Below are 17,555 nucleotides of genomic sequence, written 5' to 3'. Positions count from 1 at the left end.
TCTTACGATTTCCACGTTCTGATCTTTTTTCTTAGGACTTTTGTCACAGCCTCTTTAATTTAAATAGTATTTTTCTTTTTATGTGAATATCTACCATAAAGTATCAATGCAATAATACCAAACAATACTGGTCCAATAATGGTCCAGAATGCATCCATATAAGCGTGTTCTAGAATTGGTTCGATCAAAGTAAAGATTACCGCAAAAGTAATAACAAACAATACCCCAACTGTAGTGATCCACATCCAAGTTTTATTCTTGTAGAAAGAATAAGGCTTTTCAATTTTGTCATTCAAATTGAAAAATGGATATGCACCAACCAAGAATATATATGGCACAGTAGCTGAAACATTAGCCATCAATGTTAAAACATTATATAGTGCTTTAGCGTTTCTACCGCCAAAATCAACTAAAATAATAACAACAGCAACAAATATGGCTTGAACCCACATTGCATTAGATGGCATTCCATGTTTGTTTACTCTTGTTATACGTTCTGGCCAAAAATCTTTAGGTGTTCCTAGAACAAAAGATTTAATTGGTGAATAGATCAAAACAAAGAATGAACCCAGATACAAGATAAACATATCTAGTCCAGTGAATCGAGCCATCCACTCACCAACTGTAATGGCAGCAGCATGGCTAAGTCCAATGTGTTGACCAAAGGTATATCCTAAATTACTCATCATAACGTAAGTAATATTACCCAGATTAACACCGTCTTTACCAATAATTGCATGCCAATTAGTGCTGACACCCCATAAAAGAATAGTCAAAGAATAAAGTACAGCAATTACTACAGCAGAAATCAATACACCACGTGGAAAATCACGTTTAGGATTTTTCATACTGTCTGTAACACCACCCATTGACTCCATACCACCGTATGCAAAGATAGCATAGACAACGAATGAAACCATACCAACTGGTGAAGCAAAAGCTGGATTTGCTGAGTGTATAAAAGTACTGAAACCATGTATTGGTTCAGCTGTATGGAACCCTGAAAGAAAAATCATACTAATACTTAGAACTAAAAATAAGACATTCAATACGATCATCATTGTTCCACCAAAAGATGAAATTTTTGAAATCTTATCGACACCTTTAGTAGCAGTATAAGTAATCACCAAAATCCAAAATACAGCCAAAATTCCAATAACTTGATTAGAGTTTAAACCAAATAAGTGCCAAGTTTGTGTTACATCATGTCCCGCAAAAAAAGTAGATAATGGAATCCACACTTTAGATGAAGTTGAAACTAGCCAAACTTCCCAAGAAGCAAGCCAAATGAACGTACCAGTAAAAGCAAAACGAGGTCCAACTGCTCCTTCTATCCAAGAATAAATTCCACCTTGTGATTCATTAAAAGCAGAACCATATTCGGCCATCATAAATCCTACAGGTAGGAAAAAGAAAATAGCCGCAAAAATATACCAAATAATACTTGCTAGACCCATTTGTTCATAAGCCACTGTGGTATTAGCAAATCCATAAACCGACGTAAAGATCATCATTATTAACGCAAATAATGTAATGGTCTTTTTTGTCGAACTACCATCATTCATAGTAAAAAAATCCCCTTATTAAATTTTCAATGTGCAATTATAAATTGCTATCATGCTTGAAGTTTAAGGGTGAAAAATCAGTCGAGTCCGTAATTAAGCGTGCAATCAATTCTTTATAACCATCCAAAGCCGTCTTAGATAGTTGGAATGATGCATCTGTCAAAAATTGTGGTAATTCTTCAGTATCCTTGCTCAAAGCTTTCATATCAAAATCACGTAACATTTTACGTAAAGTAATATTGATATTCTTTTGTTTTTCTTGATACATCTTTCCAAATTCAGCGTAATGAGAATCTAACAATACACCGGCCAATTTATAAGTCCAATAAGCTGACTTACTATCGTAAGGTAACTCACCGATCTTATATTCATCTGGTGTATCTGTCATACCTAAATAAAAAGGTACATATACGCTTTGAGATGATACTCCCATAGCTAACCAGTGAATACATGCAATATCAGTATCCATATCAGGTCTAATTTGTAAGACATGTGATTCTTGTGTCTTAGCAAGACTTACAGGACGATATTTTTTACTGTTAGTTCCCTTTTTCAGAGGATCAAACTCAGTTTTTTGATAATGAGAAGATAAATAATCTTGCGCATCATCAACACTAAGTAATCTGTCAGCATGTTTTATAAACGATAGCTCTTCACTTTCCGGACTCTCCTCAGACCTTCCAGAAAGAAATTGCTGTCCCCACCAAACACGCGGAGTATTGTAGACCTCATCCGATTCGTCATGTGTACCAAATATTTTTCTAAAGTTAAATCCCTTTTTTTCAGGATTTAAATTGTTGTCATTAACAAACTCGATTATATCTTCTCGATAAATAAAGTCATTACGATTATTGAAATCTATTTCTTGAATGGCCAATTGATTTGCTACAACTGCGTAGCTATCATCAGGAATACGTTGAGCTACCCAATAATGACCTGATCCATTTTCAAAATACCAAACCTCATTTTTATCTGAGAAAATAATTCCGTTTGTCTCACACGTACCATATTTTTCAATTATTTCACCAAGACGTAACACGCCTTCTCTAGCAGTCTTGATATATGGTAAGACAACTGTGATCATTGCTTCTTCACCAATTCCATCTTCAACTAATGGATCGGCACCTAAAACTTGTTGATTCGAATAAGCACTCTCGGTCGCACTCATTGCTACACCGTATTCATTAAAGCCGTCTTCTTCAAACAAACCTTCTTTAAAAGTCCATTCAGGTGTCGCTGTGTATTTGTAGCTAACCTTAGGAAGATCCATTTGGAAGCCATTAGCTTTAGAAATGAACTTTTGAGCCTCGGGAAACTCAGTATGTTCATGCACAACAAAATGCTTAGGCCACGATGCTTGTGAATCTTCATTACGACCCACAATTGTTGAGCCATCAATTGTTGCTTTTTTTCCAATTAAAATACTTGTACAAGCAGACAAAGTATTCCTGTTATATTCTAAAGACATAATTTCACCTTACTTAAATTTTACGGCGGTACCATATGCAGCTACCGTTTCCATATCTTGACTAATAGAATCTGAATCAAATCTCATCATTACCACTGCATCTGCACCCATTTCAACAGCGTTATTACGCATACGATCAATTGCAATGTCACGAGCCTCAGATAGTAACTCTGTATAAGCTTTGATTTCACCACCGACCAAGTTCTTCAAACCAGCACCAATGTTTTTAACAACATTTTTAGATTGAGTAGTAATACCAAAAACTTCGCCAATGATTTCATATTCAACACCAGGTATATTTTCTGTTGTGCTTACTAAAATCTTACTTTTATCCATTTGTTCACCTCACAATATATTTATCGATCACTCCTGATATATAAGATAACACATTAATAATGATAAGTTGCGCATATTTTTAACTTGACACAAAGACAATCTTTTTATAAAATTTTAATGTTAATGGGCAATCGCCAAACGGTAAGGCCACGGACTCTGAATCCGTAATTTGTAGGTTCGAACCCTACTTGCCCAATCGATGTAGTTCAATTAGATTCAATGAGGCTCAAAAAGCTGATTTAAAAACATTCTTGATTTTTATAAATTCAAACATAGATAGTCAAAATAAAAATAATTAGTCTGTGGGGACCTAATTAAACGTTAGTCAAAATGACTAACGTTTTTTTATTTTAGTACCTACCTAACAAGGCTTAAAACTACCACCAATAATAAAATAAGTTGTATAACTTCCTTAAAAATATAACCACTAAGAAGGTGGCAACATGAAAAATATTATTGGAAAAAGCTTTATTATCATTTTTTTCCTGTTTATTTATCAACTGTGTACGATCCCATTCATCATAGATACCGTAATTAAAAGTAAGTTTGATTATATGATATTAACAATATTTGGTTTAATCATTTTTGGATTTTTAATTTACAAATTATGGACCTACTTTACTAAAGATTTCTCTCTCCAAACAAATGTAACTAAAAGAACCTATATAGAACTATCTATATTCATCGTTGCAATAATTGCTGCAGGTAATTTAGATAGTCTTTTCCCAGAATCTGGCAATCAAAAAGTCATATTAGATCAACTTCATAACAATTTAATAAATACTGTTATTACCACTGTATTTTTAGCACCAATAGTTGAGGAAATTATCTTTCGTGGTTTGTTTGCCAAGTTATTCTTCCCTAAAATAACGGATATAAAAACATCTTTCTGGTACGTTCTAACTACCTCTATTGTTTTCGGTCTAGCGCACGTGCAAAGTTTTGATCTGTCTATCATTCCATATATTTTAATGGGTGTTATTTTAGCACTGGCCTATATAAGATTTGGGGATATTAAATACAATATTTTTCTCCACTTTTTAAACAACCTAATTTCTGTTGCTATGGTTATTCTATAATTAACATTGTCTTGAAATCTTCTTGTCTAGTATTTCAATAGCTTCTTCAATCGTTTTATAGTAATTGATATCTTTAAAATAACTAGAGCCTTCTATCATTGCAGATAGTTGACTCTTATTTTTATTATGCAAAATAATGACTGGTTTTCCAATTCTTTCAGCATAAGCTAGCTCATATCCCACTCCTAGGCTAGGACTACTTGTTTCCGCAACGACTAAATCACTTTCTTTTAACCAATCTATATCCCTATTTCGAATATAGCCATTATATAATTGTTTTTGACCTTCAATAGACAGGTTATAATCACCAACGTGTTCTGTTAAAACCTTATTATTTTTATTCAAATGATCAATTATCTTTTTATAAATATCAACATCGCTTCTACCACCACGAATTGAACCAGCAAAATATATTTTCAAATATAAAACCTCTCAGTCCAAATAAATTTAAATAAATTATATAGCAATTTACATTCCTATTTCGATAATTTATTCTATATATAGAAAACATATGTTATGGGGGTAACTATGAAAAAAATAATTAACTGTGGATTGCTATTAATAACCGTCCTATCACTAACGGCATGTTCCAACAACAATAAACAGTCTTCACAAACTCATAAAAGCGACACGACTAAGGTAACTAAAAAGAAGAATACGCATAAGAAGAAACAAAAAAAGGTGACGAAAAAGAAAACTCCTGAAAAACAAAACACCGACTCTTCTAATACAAAACAACCAACAACTAATCTGCAACAAAACAATCAGCCTATACAACAAGCAACTCAACAGCCACCTAATTCTAATCAACAAAATAGCAATATTTCTTATGATGAAAATACTTTAACAGGATTTATCAATAAATATGGAATGTCACCAGCCGCATACAAATCAGAACACGATGGAATGTCAGCATACGACGCATTAAAAAGCACTCCGGAATACATGGAAACTTTCGGTGAAAAACAAACTGAAAGTATGATGGATCGAGGATTAATGGACCACAATGGCAATATGACTGATAAGGGTACGCAATGGGAAAATCACACTGATGATCAATCTGACCAAAATTATGACGCGGAATATTAAAAACAACTAATTGATTGGTTGTTTTTTATTTTTAACTACATTTAGTTGCTTATCAGTCCGCAAAAAAATAAAATGTGAGTAATAGGTTTCCATCAAATTATTAGAGAAAAGGCGAACCAAATGAAAATTTTAATTATTGGTGCAACCGGTTTGACTGGCAGAAGAACAATTGAATCAGCACTAAAATTGGGTGATACTGTTACCGCTTTTGCTAGACACACCGAATCTTTGAATGACATCAAAGATAAAATTAATATCATAACTGGAGACGCAATACTGACTGCTGAACTAGAAAAAGCTATGATCGGACAAGATGCCGTCATTTCAACTTTAGGTCGTGGTGGATCGATTCATGCACACAATTTATTTACTAGAGCTGCTGTCTCAATAGTAAACTCCTGTAATCATACAGCGGTCCCACGTTTAGTTTGGTTATCATCTTTTGGTGTAGGTGAAACTTTTAAAGACGCCTCTGCTACTCAAAAGATTGCCTACAAAACGTTTTTAAGAAACATCTACGATAATAAGAAAGCATCTGAACAAATTATCCACGCAAGTAAACTAAATTGGACGATTGTTTATCCTTCAACTTTAACGAATGGACAAGCAAGAGGAAAATATAAAGTCGATGATCATATTAAAATGCACGGATTACCTATGATAAGTCGTAGTGATGTTGCAGACTTCTTATGTAATGCTGCACATGATGATAAATGGATACACCGTAATCCCATAATTACTGATTAACAAGGAGATAATATGAAGAAATTTATTAAGTGGTTAATTGCTATTGTATTAGTTATCTTTGTAATAGTAACTTCCACTTACTTTGTTATAAAAAATAAAGAATATCAACCCTCGAATGCAGCTATGAATGCTGCTATACCAGCTACTACGGTCGACAATAGTATTAAATTTCAGGGTGATGACACTCGGCCCGCAGTTATTTTTTATCCAGGTGCTTTAGTAGAACCAAAAAGTTATAGTATCTGGGCTAATGAAGTTTCTAAAGCAGGTTATTCCGTTTACATCGTCCGCTTTCCCCTTGATTTAGCAGTTATGAATGCAAATGCGGCTTCAAAAGTTCAATCTAACAAGCCGTATATAATTGGTGGTCATTCACTTGGTGGAACGATGGCTGCTAGGTATGCCGTAAAAAACAAGAAAGAATTACGTGGTATATTCTTCTTAGCCAGTTATCCAGAAAAACAGACCAATTTAAGACATTTTAAAGTACCCGTTTTATCAATTACAGCCAGCCAAGATGGTATACTTAATAAAAAGAACTATAAAAAAGCCAAAAAATTACTACCACCTTCTACTAAATATTTAGTAATAAATGGCGGTAATCACGCCGGATTTGGTAGCTATGGTAAGCAAAAAGGTGATAATAAAGCCAGCATTAAAAATTCTGATCAACAAAAAGTTGTAGCCAGCCTATTGATCAAGTGGCTAAATTCAAAAATCGAATGAAGAAATTCACTTAACTCAAATACCCCAGCAATCTAAACTGGATTGCTGGGGTATTTATATTAAATAGTATTTTATTATTTCAACAAAACTACCTTACCAAATACATGATTATCTTCATAGTAGTCCTGAGCTTCCCTAACTCCATCAGCTGTTAGAGGAAATGTTTGTTGAACATTTATTTTAACCTTACCATCTGATACTAACTTAATTACCTTATCTAAAGGATTATCAAACTTTCCACTTAAGTACATTGCACTGACTTTATATTTAGTTGCTAATTTATCATCTGGTTCTTCTACCAACGATACTAAGCGACCACCACTTCTTAAAACCTCAAAACTATGTTTATAAGTAAAATGACCTACAGTATCTATAACTAAATCAATATTTGATAATTCTTCCTCAAATCTTTCATCATGGTAGTTAATAACTCTTGTTGCACCAAATTTCTTTAATTGTTCTTCATTAGAACCCGCAGTAGTATAAATTTTTGCACCAATGTTTTTAGCCAGTTGGATGGCCATTGAACCAACACCGCCAGCTCCACCATGGATCAAAACTTTTTCTCCGGCCTTTAAGTGTCCTAAATCAAATAAGGAATTATATGCAGGTATCGCAGTCATTGGTAACGAAGCAGCCACTTCTATAGGAATATTCTCAAAAACCTTGGCAGCTTTACTCTGTCCTAAAATAGCGTATTCAGAATAGGCTCCAAAGCCTTTAACACCTACCATTCCACAAACTAAATCACCAACTTCAAACTTACTAACTTCTGAACCTTTATCAACCACTTTACCAACTACATCAGTTCCAGTTATGGCAGGCATCTCTAATTTAAAATCATTTTTAAAGACACCACTTCGAACAGCAATATCAAATGGTGCAACTGAACTTCCAGATACCTTTATTAATATTTGCTTAGGTTTCAAATCTGGTATTTCAACCATTTGATCTTCAAACTTACTACTATCTCCATAACTTTCAATAACAACTGCCTTTGTTTGCATACAATATCATCCCCCTTTATTCCAATTTAACCTTTTCACCATAATTATGTCTATGATAATGCACAAGCATACATATAATAACTACCATCGAAATAATAATAAGAGTCAATCCAGTCAACATGATGTTTTGATAGCCAGTGTATAATATTTTTCTCATTGATGGCAATAATGTCTGTGGCAATTCTTTAGCAGATCTAGCGCTATTCAATTTTGTCAACATATTCATTGTAATAGTATTGTGCGATTTTTTGATTCCATTCATCAATGCGTGATTCAAAATTATTCCATAAATAGATGACATCAACGTTTGACTAATAACTCTTAATAAATATGCCAAAGAAGTTGCTGTAGGAATATCTCTTTTTTCTGCATCAGCTTGGACATTCACTAGTAAAACATTATAGATAACACCTGATCCAAATCCTTCAAAGCCACCTGCTGCTAAAAGCAACCAAAATGGTGTATTTTGACCAGACATAATAATACAAATGAATGATAATAAAATTGAAACTATCCCTACAGACACGATTAAATATTTATTCGATTTACTTTGAAAAAAGGATACCGACCCTGAACCAATAATATTAGTTATTGCACCTGGAATTTGCGTCATCCCACCGATTAAAGCACTGACACCCAATACTCCTTGCGCCCAAACAGGAAGATACGTAGTAATAGCAACAAATGACCCCCAAATGATAATAAACAATCCATAATCGATCATCAGATCTTTATTACTAAAAAGTCTACTAGGTATAATAGGATCTTCTGCCTTTTTATCAACATCTATCAAACATAAAATTGTAATTATGCCTAAAATCAATAATAAAATCACCAATGCTGTGGAGGATTTACCAATTCTTTGAATACCGGTAAGAATCAAAATCAAACTTACAACAAGTAATATTGCACCTTTATAATCAACACTTTTACCAGAAGCGTTGCGTTTAGTATCTTCATAAAATATCGTTAAAACAGTAATTGATAATAACGCTACTGGAACGTTCAAATAAAATACTAAGCGCCACGTTAATGTATCGATGATCCATCCACCAACAAGTGGACCAATAATTGAAGCAATACTAAAGAGGGCTGCCGATAATCCTATAATTTGCGACCTTTTGGTTAAGTCTTCATACATATCAGCAAACGCAATAAACGGAATTGTATTCATTCCTCCACCACCAATCCCCATTATCACTCTCGCAATTATGAACCACTGAATATTAGAGGCCATTCCCTGAAAAATAGCTCCAATAGCAAATATAATCGTCGCATAAATATAAGCTTTCTTATTGCCTTGATGTTCTCCAAATTTACTCCATAAAGGTGTGGAAACAGCTAATCCTAATAAATATGTAGCAACTATCCAACCCATGTATTCTAATCCTTCTAATTCACTTGTAATTGCTGGCAATGCCGTATTTATAATTGTTGCATCCATTCCCGTCATCATATTCGATAACAACATTGCAATTGCCACTAAATTTCGTCTATCCTTTTTCAACCTAAGTCCCCCATCAAAAATAAATCAATAGAATATTTATTCGATAATTTTTTCCATGTTATACCAAACTTCATCACCATGATTTGAATCGGCAACACCAAGATTGGTAAATCCATTTTTTTCATAAAAAGTAATTCTATTCTTTAAACAAGTCAGAGCTATACTTTCTCTATTATCTTTACGTGCTATTTTCTCAAATTCACTCAACAATTTGCTGCCGATACCTTGTCCACGATAATCTGGATCAATAGCAATCGTAAAAACTAATTGGTGACCTCCTTTAGACAAATTATTTGGAGTAGTTTCATACATGTCATTTTTTATAAATCGTTCATTAACTGCTGGTCCAACAACAAATCCTATTACTTTATTCAAATCATTTCTAACTGTCAAAAACGTATCATGCAATTTCACTATTCTGTCGCGATATGATTTGATACTTCCCGCCTCAGCAGCATTAAAACCTTGTCTTTCTATATTCATGATTTCATCCAAATCATTTAAAGAAGCCAAAGTAAACTTCATAAAAATCCCCCCTAGCTTGATACTGTATTGTTCCATAATAACCCAAACAAAAACACTACCGAATAATTATTTTCAGTAGTGTTTTTATTAAACATATTTTTTCCATTTAATTTGTCTCAACCAAGTTTGTTGAGCTGAAATATTCCAAAACTTATTGGTCTTAATATATTCACCATCTTCATTAAGATAGTAAGAGTTAGCAGAATCTTTCATATACAATTTAATCATTTTTCTTAGAACCTTTTTTGATGGTTCTTCAACGATTGGAGCGGCAATTTCAACACGACGATCAAGATTTCTGGTCATCAAATCGGCTGATGAGATCCAAATTTCGTCATCTCCATTACCATAATCAAATTTGTAAATTCTACTGTGTTCCAAAAGTTCACCAACAATACTTTTGACGATGATATTTTCTTTTTCGCCACATAGTCCTAATTTAAGTGAACATGAACCACGCACGATAATTCTAAAGGGTAGCCCCAAACGCGCAGCACCATATATACCATTAATAATATCAATATCGGTTAATCCGTTAACTTTAAGGAATACCTCCCCTTTACCTGTACGAAGATAATTCCTTGTAGCTTTTCTGATTTTGTGGAGGACCAATTGCTTTATACCATTTGGTGATGTTGACAACAACTTAAAGTCGTCAACATTTTTCCCAGCCACTATTTCAAAAAATAATTTAGCATCATTAACGTACTGTATGTTACTAGTAAAGAAGCTAACGTCAGAGAAAACTTTCGAAGTAATTGCATTATAATTACCAGTACCTATCTGTACGTAACCCGTTTTACCTTGTTCAACCAAGCAAATTTTAGCATGAACCTTATTTACTCGATCTCCGTATAAAATTTTACAGCCTGCTTTTTCTAACTCATCAGCAACAATCAAATTATGTTGCTCATCAAAACGAGCTCTTAACTCAACAATGACTGTGACCTTAATCCCTTTATTGGCAGCCTCTTTTAATAGGCTAACTACATGCGAATTTTTTTCAGTACGATATATCGACATCTTAATCGCAGTAGTTTTTTCACTATGTACAGCAGCCTTTAAAAATTTCAAAAAAATGTCAAATGAATCATACGGATAATTTACAAATAACGATTTACTATCTAAATAATTCAAAATATCTTTTGAATCACGCCAAGTTAGTCCTGTAAATGGAGCAAAGACCAATTTTGGATTATCACGATATTTTTTAAAGAGTTTATCTAACACTCTTAAATCTAAAGGACCACAAATTTCATAGACGCTCTTCTTACTAATACCAAAAAGTGAACTGAAGAATACACGATCTTTAGGATCATCATGACTAACAAATTCGACTCTAGTTACTTTCCTATGCCCATTATTGGTCAAATAGTCTGTCATGTTATCAAGATACTCATCATCACTTAAACTTTTATCTAAAAAGTCATATCGTTTATTTTTATCAAAAGTTAAACGATAGATATAACTATTAACAATCTTATTTTTCTTAAAATGATCTTCTGCACTATTAATTATTAAGTCTTCCAACAAAACAAAGTGATTAGGAACATTGGTCTCTACTAACCTATCCAAGTCATCTGGAATCTCAGCTGTAAATATTTGATCTTTAGACCGCAATAAAATATTTAAGTTACTATGTGACTTTTTAGCTAGACTAAATTCTACAACTTTGATTTTTTTAGAAATATTTTTTGAATAGTAAGACCTTAGATATTCTTTTTCTTTATCACTAACGTCAGAAAAATACGAAAGCTTAAAAATCCCCCGTTCATTAATATCATCTAAGACAATACCAAGTGCTTGATATTGTTTAGAAATATTTCGTGAATTGAAGTCATAAATAAAACTTAATAGATCCACCCCGTCTAAACCTGTTCTTCGATCACGTTTTTTACGAGCTATCATACTGTAAACATTGTGCATTCTTACGCGAAAAAACTCATCTAAGTTATTTGACGCAATCGACAAAAAGCGCAGTTTTTCAAGTAGTGGAACTTTTTTGTTATAAGCTTGGTCGATCACTCTATTATCGAATAACAACCAGCTTAAATCCCTATTATAATATTTAGTTTTTATTTTCCAGTTCCTTCTTAAATGAATCATAATCATACTCAACTTGCTTTGCATAGCTGTTGGCAAAATTCATCAAAGAATTATCCAGATCTTGATACTCAGCACCAAATCCTATAATTAATGGATAATTTGGTGAATGAGAGTGAGCTCTGGCAAGCAGAATCACACACACTGTTACATAATCTTCAAAAGAAGCATAATCTAGTTTATCTAAATTGATCGAAGATTTCATATCCTTAAACTGACGCATATAAAAGCTGTATTTGTCAGTATCAAAAGCTCCTAAAAACGGGTCCGAAGCACTTTGTAAAATAAGTTGACTATCGACAATATTTTGTCCCTGACTTACTTTTTTATCGGAATATAAACCTTCAACATTGTAAATTGGCAAGGCCTGTTTAGCTTGTAAAACTAAGTAGTTTTTATCCAAATCTTGTAACAATATCAGATAACATAAAGTACCTACACTACCTACACCAACGCTATGTCTAACAACATCTATAATATTGAAATCTTCAAGAAATAGCCTAACGTCACTTTTTTGCTTTTCTTTATATTCATTGTAACCCTTAACCAAAGAATCAAAATCTTCTTTAGTAATATGCTGTGTAACTGGCTTGTTTTCTTCGAATCTTCTTTCGCCTTTTTCATTCAAAATGGTATATTTTTCGATCACTAACTTAGAATTGCTTCTTTGAGCCTTCTTGATACTTTTAGTAATCATTTTTTCAAATGAATTTTGAAAATATTCCTCATTATCCTTTAAATTACCAAAAATTTCGGTAATATTTTGCAACGTGTTAGGTAAAATGAAACGCTTCATTTCTGAAATCTTAGTCATATGTTTTAACGTATCAAAATACGTATGAACTACACCTAAGAGAAATTCTTGAATATCAGTTTCTTCAAAAGAATGTGACCGTGCAACTAAGAGTGCACTGACCAAAAATCGCTTGAGATCATATTCCCAATAACCTAAATGCGCTTCATCAAAATCGTTCATATCAAATAGTAATTGCCCTTCAGAAGAACCATAAAAACCAAAGTTTCCTAAATGAGCATCCCCACCGATCAAAACTTTGATTGCGCTATCTGAATGACTTGCTAAATCATAATGCATTACATCAGCTGTCCCTCTAAAAAATGCAAATAATGATTTAGACATCCGTTCTCTTTTGACCGCTAATAATTCCGGTACAAGTAGCTTGTTTTTAATATTCAAAATCTTATGAATATTCCTTTTTTTTGGTTCAAATGTATTAAAATCATCTGAAACCATCGTAGCAAAATATCGCCCCTTGATAATCAACTGTTCTGTACTTTTAAAAGCATCAGTATCCTGAAAAGTATATGGTGTTTGATTCATGCCATCATCTCCCTAAAGGTATTATACCTTAACCTTCTACTAAATAAGGAGATAATGGGGGACCTTTTATAATGCATTCATTACTATCCAATAAAGCATAGTATGATCTTTCTTAACTTCTATCATATTTTCACCAATTTCATTAACATACATCAACCATCAATATTCTTTTTTCATGAAATTGACTCCATTCTTTGTTGGATTATATCTTTTCAGATCTTTATCCAAAATGAACACACTTGTATTTATTAACAATGCTAAAGCACCGTCGTTGTTGTATTAATACAATAAAACTGGCAGTGTTGCACCATTCCTTTCGTACTTAAAATCACTTTTTGACAAACAAATAAATTGTGTTTGTTCTTTTTCTTCTATGGTTATCAATAAAAACCACTGTCTTAGATTTATCATTAATTTTGACTCTGTTCAATAGTTCTCCATCAGTTATAATTGACACATTGCCAAACGAAATATTTTTTATATTAATTATTAACTTATCATAAGCATAATCTATAAATAATGGCTGTTAGATTGAAACTATATAATTATGAGCGTCTTCTGGTGAATCAGTTGAATTAATTTTTTTATTACCATAACTCCCCAATTTAGATGCAAATTTCATTGAATCATTTGCTCCATCGACATCAGACTTCAACTTTTTGTAATAAGTTATTATCAATATGAAAATTAAAATTTTCCAATCTAATATGTCGATATTCATTATTAGTAAATGTTCCTATTATTGTGTACTCTCCAGATATACTTTTTTATTTAATTCTACTTTTCCACTTCAAGTGACATGCCCTGACGCATTCTTTTAGTTGAATAGTTTTACTTGCTTTGATGATCTAAATTTAATGTAAATTACTTTGTTCACTCCTTTAGTTACTACTTAAGAATAAAAGACACTTATTAACTAAATAAGTAAGCGCTTGCAATAACAAAGTATATCGATTTTAATTCACAATATCAAAAATGTTTTTTAATATTTCAATACTAAAAAAGAAGATATAAAAGCGTCTCTGTTTTCATATCTTCTTACCTACTATTGTTTAGTGAAACTGACAAAATTAATGATGATATAATCATATGTATAACTAATTTAAGGAGTATAACTATGCTAAAAAACATTCTCTTCGATATTGACGGAACAATAACTGACACAGAATATACTATTATCAAATCTTTCCAAGCTTTGCTTTTACAGGAAAAGGGTTTATCCGTTAAAGATGAGGATCTATATTATATTCTTGGAATCCCAGGTGAAGATGGGATGAGACGATTTGCTGACGACGAAAATGATTTAAATGACCTATTAGAAAAATGGCGTATTTTAATTGCCCAATATTCAAACTATTCAACGGTTTTTGATGGCATGGAAGAACTATTAAGTAACTTAAATAAAGACAACTTAAATTTGGGAATAATAACTTCTAAAACCCATCAAGAATTAAAAAACGACTTTGAAAGATTCAATTTAAATAAGTATTTCGACATTTTCGTAACGGCTTCTGACACAAAGAAACACAAGCCTAATCCAGATCCAATTTTAAAAGCTTTGGATCTACTTGATGCTAAACCAGATAATTCTATTTATATCGGTGATTCCATCTATGATATGCGTTGCGCACATGGAGCAAACCTTCCATTCGCATTGGCAACATGGGGAGCCAAAAATAACCCTGAGTTTGAACAGGCTGAATATAAGCTAAAATCTCCGGATTCTTTAATGAAAATAATTTTATAATTTTTTGAGCAAAAATCTAGCAATAAATTTCTAAAGCTGACAGAATACATATTAGATACAAACATCCCCCAACTGTTTGTATCAACCCCCCGTTGATTTTTATAACTCAACTAAAAAGCCACCAGACTCCCCGATCTGGCGGCTTTTATTTTTTTAAAATATATCAAAGATCCCCAATACTTTAATTACAATTATCGCTAATATCATACTAATAATAGCGTGAACCATAAACAAAATAGAAAAAGATGTGAAGTAAAGTAAATAACCATTTAAAACATCTATTTTTCCAATAATTATAAAAACATTTCCGATAATAAATTGTACGATTATCCAAGGAATAATACCTTTATGTACTGTACTAAAATCCGCATCACTCAAATCATACCCCGTACTGGCAATCATAATTGTTAATACTAGATAAATTAATATCATTGACCAAGTTCCATTAGCAAATGCTGTCTTTAAATTATTCAATACCGATTCCACTAAATTATTAGCATTAATCGTTGCTTCAACTCCAATACTGCTGAAATTGAATTGAGCATTCAATAAAAATCTCTGTAATAAGTAGAGTGCAACTGAACAAGTATAATAAGGTGCCAGACCAATAAAAAAATTTCCTAAACGTTGGTAAATATTATTCTCGTTCCACGAATGCTGAACCGATCCTAAAGCACCTGAGTTTTGATAATGAATGTTCAAGAGTTGTACCTTTGTAACTTTGTGTCCAAAAATAAAAGCAAAAAAAGCATGACCAAATTCATGGATCATTACGCCTAAGCCACCAACGACAAGTTGACTACTATTACCTAAATTATCCACTAATGTTTTTTTTGCTATATGACCGATCCACGAGACGACTCTGGCCGTAAGATACGGAACTAAAGTAAAGGTCACTAAAACACCCAATATCCATCTAAGATAATCTGCCAAAAAAGATTCCCCTTTTTTAATTTATTATTTTATCAAAAGGATCATTCCAAATATTATCAAGATAATATAAACATACTTTACAAAATCAGAACTATTTATTTTAGAAGAGATCCAATTCCCCAATGGTATCACTACTAATAATAAAGGAACGATTATTAAAAGTAATTTAACAACTTCCATATTCCACATTCCAGAAGAGATCTGGCTTAAAACTACTATTCCACCTACACAGACAAAATGTCCTTGAAGTATTCCTCTCAATTTGTAGGCGTCCCATTTTTTAGCCGTTCCATATACGACCACTGGCACTCCATGACTATTAAACGAACTACCTAATATTCCCGAAATAACTCCAGCTAAGTAATCATATCTATCACTCATTTTGAAATTTAGTGGGCTTCTCTTATTAAGAAAAAATAAATTATAAATTCCATAAATTAAAATAAAAGCTCCCAAAGTTTTCATTATTATTTTGGGAGAACCCAACTTGATGATCAATATACCAATAGGTATACCTAAAAGAGATCCTATAATAAGCCTCTTTAAAACTGCGAAGTCCATATTACCCTTGTATTTTATAGCAACGGGTATTGCTACAATTAAACCCAATGCCCCAATCAATGCCGTCGATGATTCAATATTAAAAGAGATTAAAGCTAATAGCGGCATCGTTACAAGAGCTTCACCAAATCCAAAAACGGTTCTCATCATTGCTCCAAATAAAGCAATCAATACTACTAAAAAATAAGTCACTTAATTTCTCCTATATGGTTGACGAAATACGATCCTCATCAGTAATTTTTCTTAAAACTTTGCATGGTGCTCCTACAGCCACAACTCCAGACGGAATATCTTTATTGACAACACTTCCAGCTCCAATAACACTACCAGATCCAATAGTAACTCCGCCTAGCACGGTAACATTAGCTCCAAGCCAAACGTTATCTTCTATATGAATTGGTGCACTCGTTTCCATTCCGGAGGCGCGTTGTTCTGGAACTAAAGGATGACCTGCACAAGCTAGACAAACACCAGGTGCAATAAAAATTCCATCGCCTAAGAAAACTGGCGATGTATCAAGAATTGAGCAATTATAATTGATTATGGCCATTCCCGTACTGTGGATATTAAAACCATAATCACATCTAAAACTAGGTTCAATCATTGTTAAATCAGTGGATTCAGCAAATAAATCCTTAATTATCTTTTTCCTTTTATCAGTTTCAGTAGGCCTAGTTTGATTGTATTCGAAACATAATTCTTTAGATTTCGTTTGTAATTCCATTGGCATGTCTCGATAGTTGATCACATATGGTCGATCCTTTTGTATCATTTCTTTTATGTTCATCTTTTCACCTCATTAATATATGATAACAAAATCATA

18 protein-coding genes and 1 tRNA gene are annotated in these 17,555 nt (G+C 32.7%); 6 read left to right on the top strand and 13 right to left on the bottom strand.

The features are described from left to right. Positions 1-59 precede the first annotated feature (59 nt). The 3 genes from yjeM to FC72_RS09570 are packed head-to-tail and all read right to left on the bottom strand — an operon-like array spanning position 60 to position 3,369. On the bottom strand, positions 60-1,565 hold the full coding sequence (gene yjeM, locus FC72_RS09580; protein ID WP_057767172.1) for a glutamate/gamma-aminobutyrate family transporter YjeM: 1,506 nt from the start codon (positions 1,563-1,565) through the stop codon (positions 60-62). A gap of 37 nt (positions 1,566-1,602) precedes the next feature. After that, positions 1,603-3,033 carry a C69 family dipeptidase gene (locus FC72_RS09575; RefSeq protein ID WP_057767170.1) on the bottom strand — a complete coding sequence of 477 codons (1,431 nt, stop codon included), beginning with the start codon at positions 3,031-3,033 and terminating at the stop codon, positions 1,603-1,605. Between the two features lie 9 nt (positions 3,034-3,042). Continuing rightward, the gene (locus FC72_RS09570) at positions 3,043-3,369 is read right to left on the bottom strand and encodes a heavy metal-binding domain-containing protein (RefSeq protein ID WP_057767168.1); all 327 of its coding nucleotides are present in this window, start codon (positions 3,367-3,369) and stop codon (positions 3,043-3,045) included. Positions 3,370-3,493: 124 nt separating this feature from the next. On the opposite strand from FC72_RS09570, the gene FC72_RS09565 reads away from it, so the two are divergent. Next, positions 3,494-3,565: transfer RNA gene (locus FC72_RS09565), tRNA-Gln, on the top strand. A 247-nt stretch (positions 3,566-3,812) separates the two neighbouring features. Beyond that, a complete protein-coding gene (locus tag FC72_RS09560) occupies positions 3,813-4,448 on the top strand; it encodes a CPBP family intramembrane glutamic endopeptidase (protein ID WP_057767166.1) in 636 nt (211 codons plus the stop codon). Here the strand turns inward: FC72_RS09560 and FC72_RS09555 are convergent, their stop codons facing one another. Next, complete coding sequence (locus FC72_RS09555) at positions 4,449-4,868, bottom strand: nucleoside 2-deoxyribosyltransferase (RefSeq protein ID WP_057767164.1); 420 nt, start codon at positions 4,866-4,868, stop codon at positions 4,449-4,451. Between the two features lie 108 nt (positions 4,869-4,976). Between FC72_RS09555 and FC72_RS09550 the strand changes: the two genes are divergently transcribed. The 3 genes from FC72_RS09550 to FC72_RS09540 all read left to right on the top strand — a co-directional run bounded on the left by FC72_RS09550 (position 4,977) and on the right by FC72_RS09540 (position 7,010). Continuing rightward, positions 4,977-5,537, top strand: coding sequence for a hypothetical protein (locus FC72_RS09550; protein WP_057767162.1), 561 nt, complete (start codon positions 4,977-4,979; stop codon positions 5,535-5,537). Positions 5,538-5,657: 120 nt separating this feature from the next. Next, positions 5,658-6,284: an NAD(P)-dependent oxidoreductase gene (locus FC72_RS09545; protein ID WP_057767160.1), complete on the top strand. Its 627-nt coding sequence runs from the start codon at positions 5,658-5,660 to the stop codon at positions 6,282-6,284. Positions 6,285-6,296: 12 nt separating this feature from the next. After that, positions 6,297-7,010 carry an alpha/beta hydrolase gene (locus tag FC72_RS09540; RefSeq protein ID WP_057767158.1) on the top strand — a complete coding sequence of 238 codons (714 nt, stop codon included), beginning with the start codon at positions 6,297-6,299 and terminating at the stop codon, positions 7,008-7,010. Between the two features lie 74 nt (positions 7,011-7,084). On the opposite strand, the gene FC72_RS09535 is transcribed toward FC72_RS09540, so the two are convergent. From FC72_RS09535 to FC72_RS09510, 6 genes are all read right to left on the bottom strand, one after another. Continuing rightward, positions 7,085-8,017, bottom strand: coding sequence for an NADP-dependent oxidoreductase (locus FC72_RS09535; RefSeq protein ID WP_057767156.1), 933 nt, complete (start codon positions 8,015-8,017; stop codon positions 7,085-7,087). A gap of 16 nt (positions 8,018-8,033) precedes the next feature. Then, entirely contained in the window at positions 8,034-9,488 is a 1,455-nt protein-coding gene (locus FC72_RS09530) for an MFS transporter (protein ID WP_057767178.1), read from the bottom strand. Positions 9,489-9,560: 72 nt separating this feature from the next. Then, on the bottom strand, positions 9,561-10,049 hold the full coding sequence (locus tag FC72_RS09525; protein ID WP_057767153.1) for a GNAT family N-acetyltransferase: 489 nt from the start codon (positions 10,047-10,049) through the stop codon (positions 9,561-9,563). 87 nt (positions 10,050-10,136) lie between these two features. Beyond that, positions 10,137-12,155 (bottom strand): polyphosphate kinase 1, encoded by a 2,019-nt coding sequence (ppk1, locus tag FC72_RS09520; RefSeq protein WP_268871666.1) that lies wholly within the window; start codon positions 12,153-12,155, stop codon positions 10,137-10,139. Continuing rightward, positions 12,118-13,491: a DUF2252 domain-containing protein gene (locus FC72_RS09515; RefSeq protein ID WP_057767151.1), complete on the bottom strand. Its 1,374-nt coding sequence runs from the start codon at positions 13,489-13,491 to the stop codon at positions 12,118-12,120. The genes ppk1 and FC72_RS09515 overlap by 38 nt, the downstream gene beginning before the upstream one ends. Before the next feature lie 526 nt (positions 13,492-14,017). Beyond that, positions 14,018-14,212: a hypothetical protein gene (locus FC72_RS09510; RefSeq protein ID WP_057767149.1), complete on the bottom strand. Its 195-nt coding sequence runs from the start codon at positions 14,210-14,212 to the stop codon at positions 14,018-14,020. 396 nt (positions 14,213-14,608) lie between these two features. Here FC72_RS09510 and FC72_RS09505 point away from each other — a divergent pair, with 396 nt between their 5' ends. Continuing rightward, complete coding sequence (locus FC72_RS09505; RefSeq protein WP_057767147.1) at positions 14,609-15,238, top strand: HAD family hydrolase; 630 nt, start codon at positions 14,609-14,611, stop codon at positions 15,236-15,238. Positions 15,239-15,391: 153 nt separating this feature from the next. Here FC72_RS09505 and FC72_RS09500 read toward each other — a convergent pair whose 3' ends face one another. The 3 genes from FC72_RS09500 to FC72_RS09490 are packed head-to-tail and all read right to left on the bottom strand — an operon-like array spanning position 15,392 to position 17,519. Continuing rightward, a complete protein-coding gene (locus tag FC72_RS09500; protein WP_057767145.1) occupies positions 15,392-16,171 on the bottom strand; it encodes a hypothetical protein in 780 nt (259 codons plus the stop codon). Positions 16,172-16,195: 24 nt separating this feature from the next. Beyond that, entirely contained in the window at positions 16,196-16,924 is a 729-nt protein-coding gene (locus tag FC72_RS09495; RefSeq protein ID WP_083480804.1) for a sulfite exporter TauE/SafE family protein, read from the bottom strand. A 10-nt stretch (positions 16,925-16,934) separates the two neighbouring features. Further along, positions 16,935-17,519 carry a sugar O-acetyltransferase gene (locus FC72_RS09490; protein ID WP_057767143.1) on the bottom strand — a complete coding sequence of 195 codons (585 nt, stop codon included), beginning with the start codon at positions 17,517-17,519 and terminating at the stop codon, positions 16,935-16,937. Positions 17,520-17,555: the final 36 nt, after the last annotated feature.

Source organism: Companilactobacillus tucceti DSM 20183 (genome assembly GCF_001434665.1).
In the GTDB taxonomy this organism is placed as follows: domain Bacteria; phylum Bacillota; class Bacilli; order Lactobacillales; family Lactobacillaceae; genus Companilactobacillus; species Companilactobacillus tucceti.
Note: the sequence above shows the minus strand (reverse complement) of the source record. Positions and strands in the feature narration are given on the sequence as shown.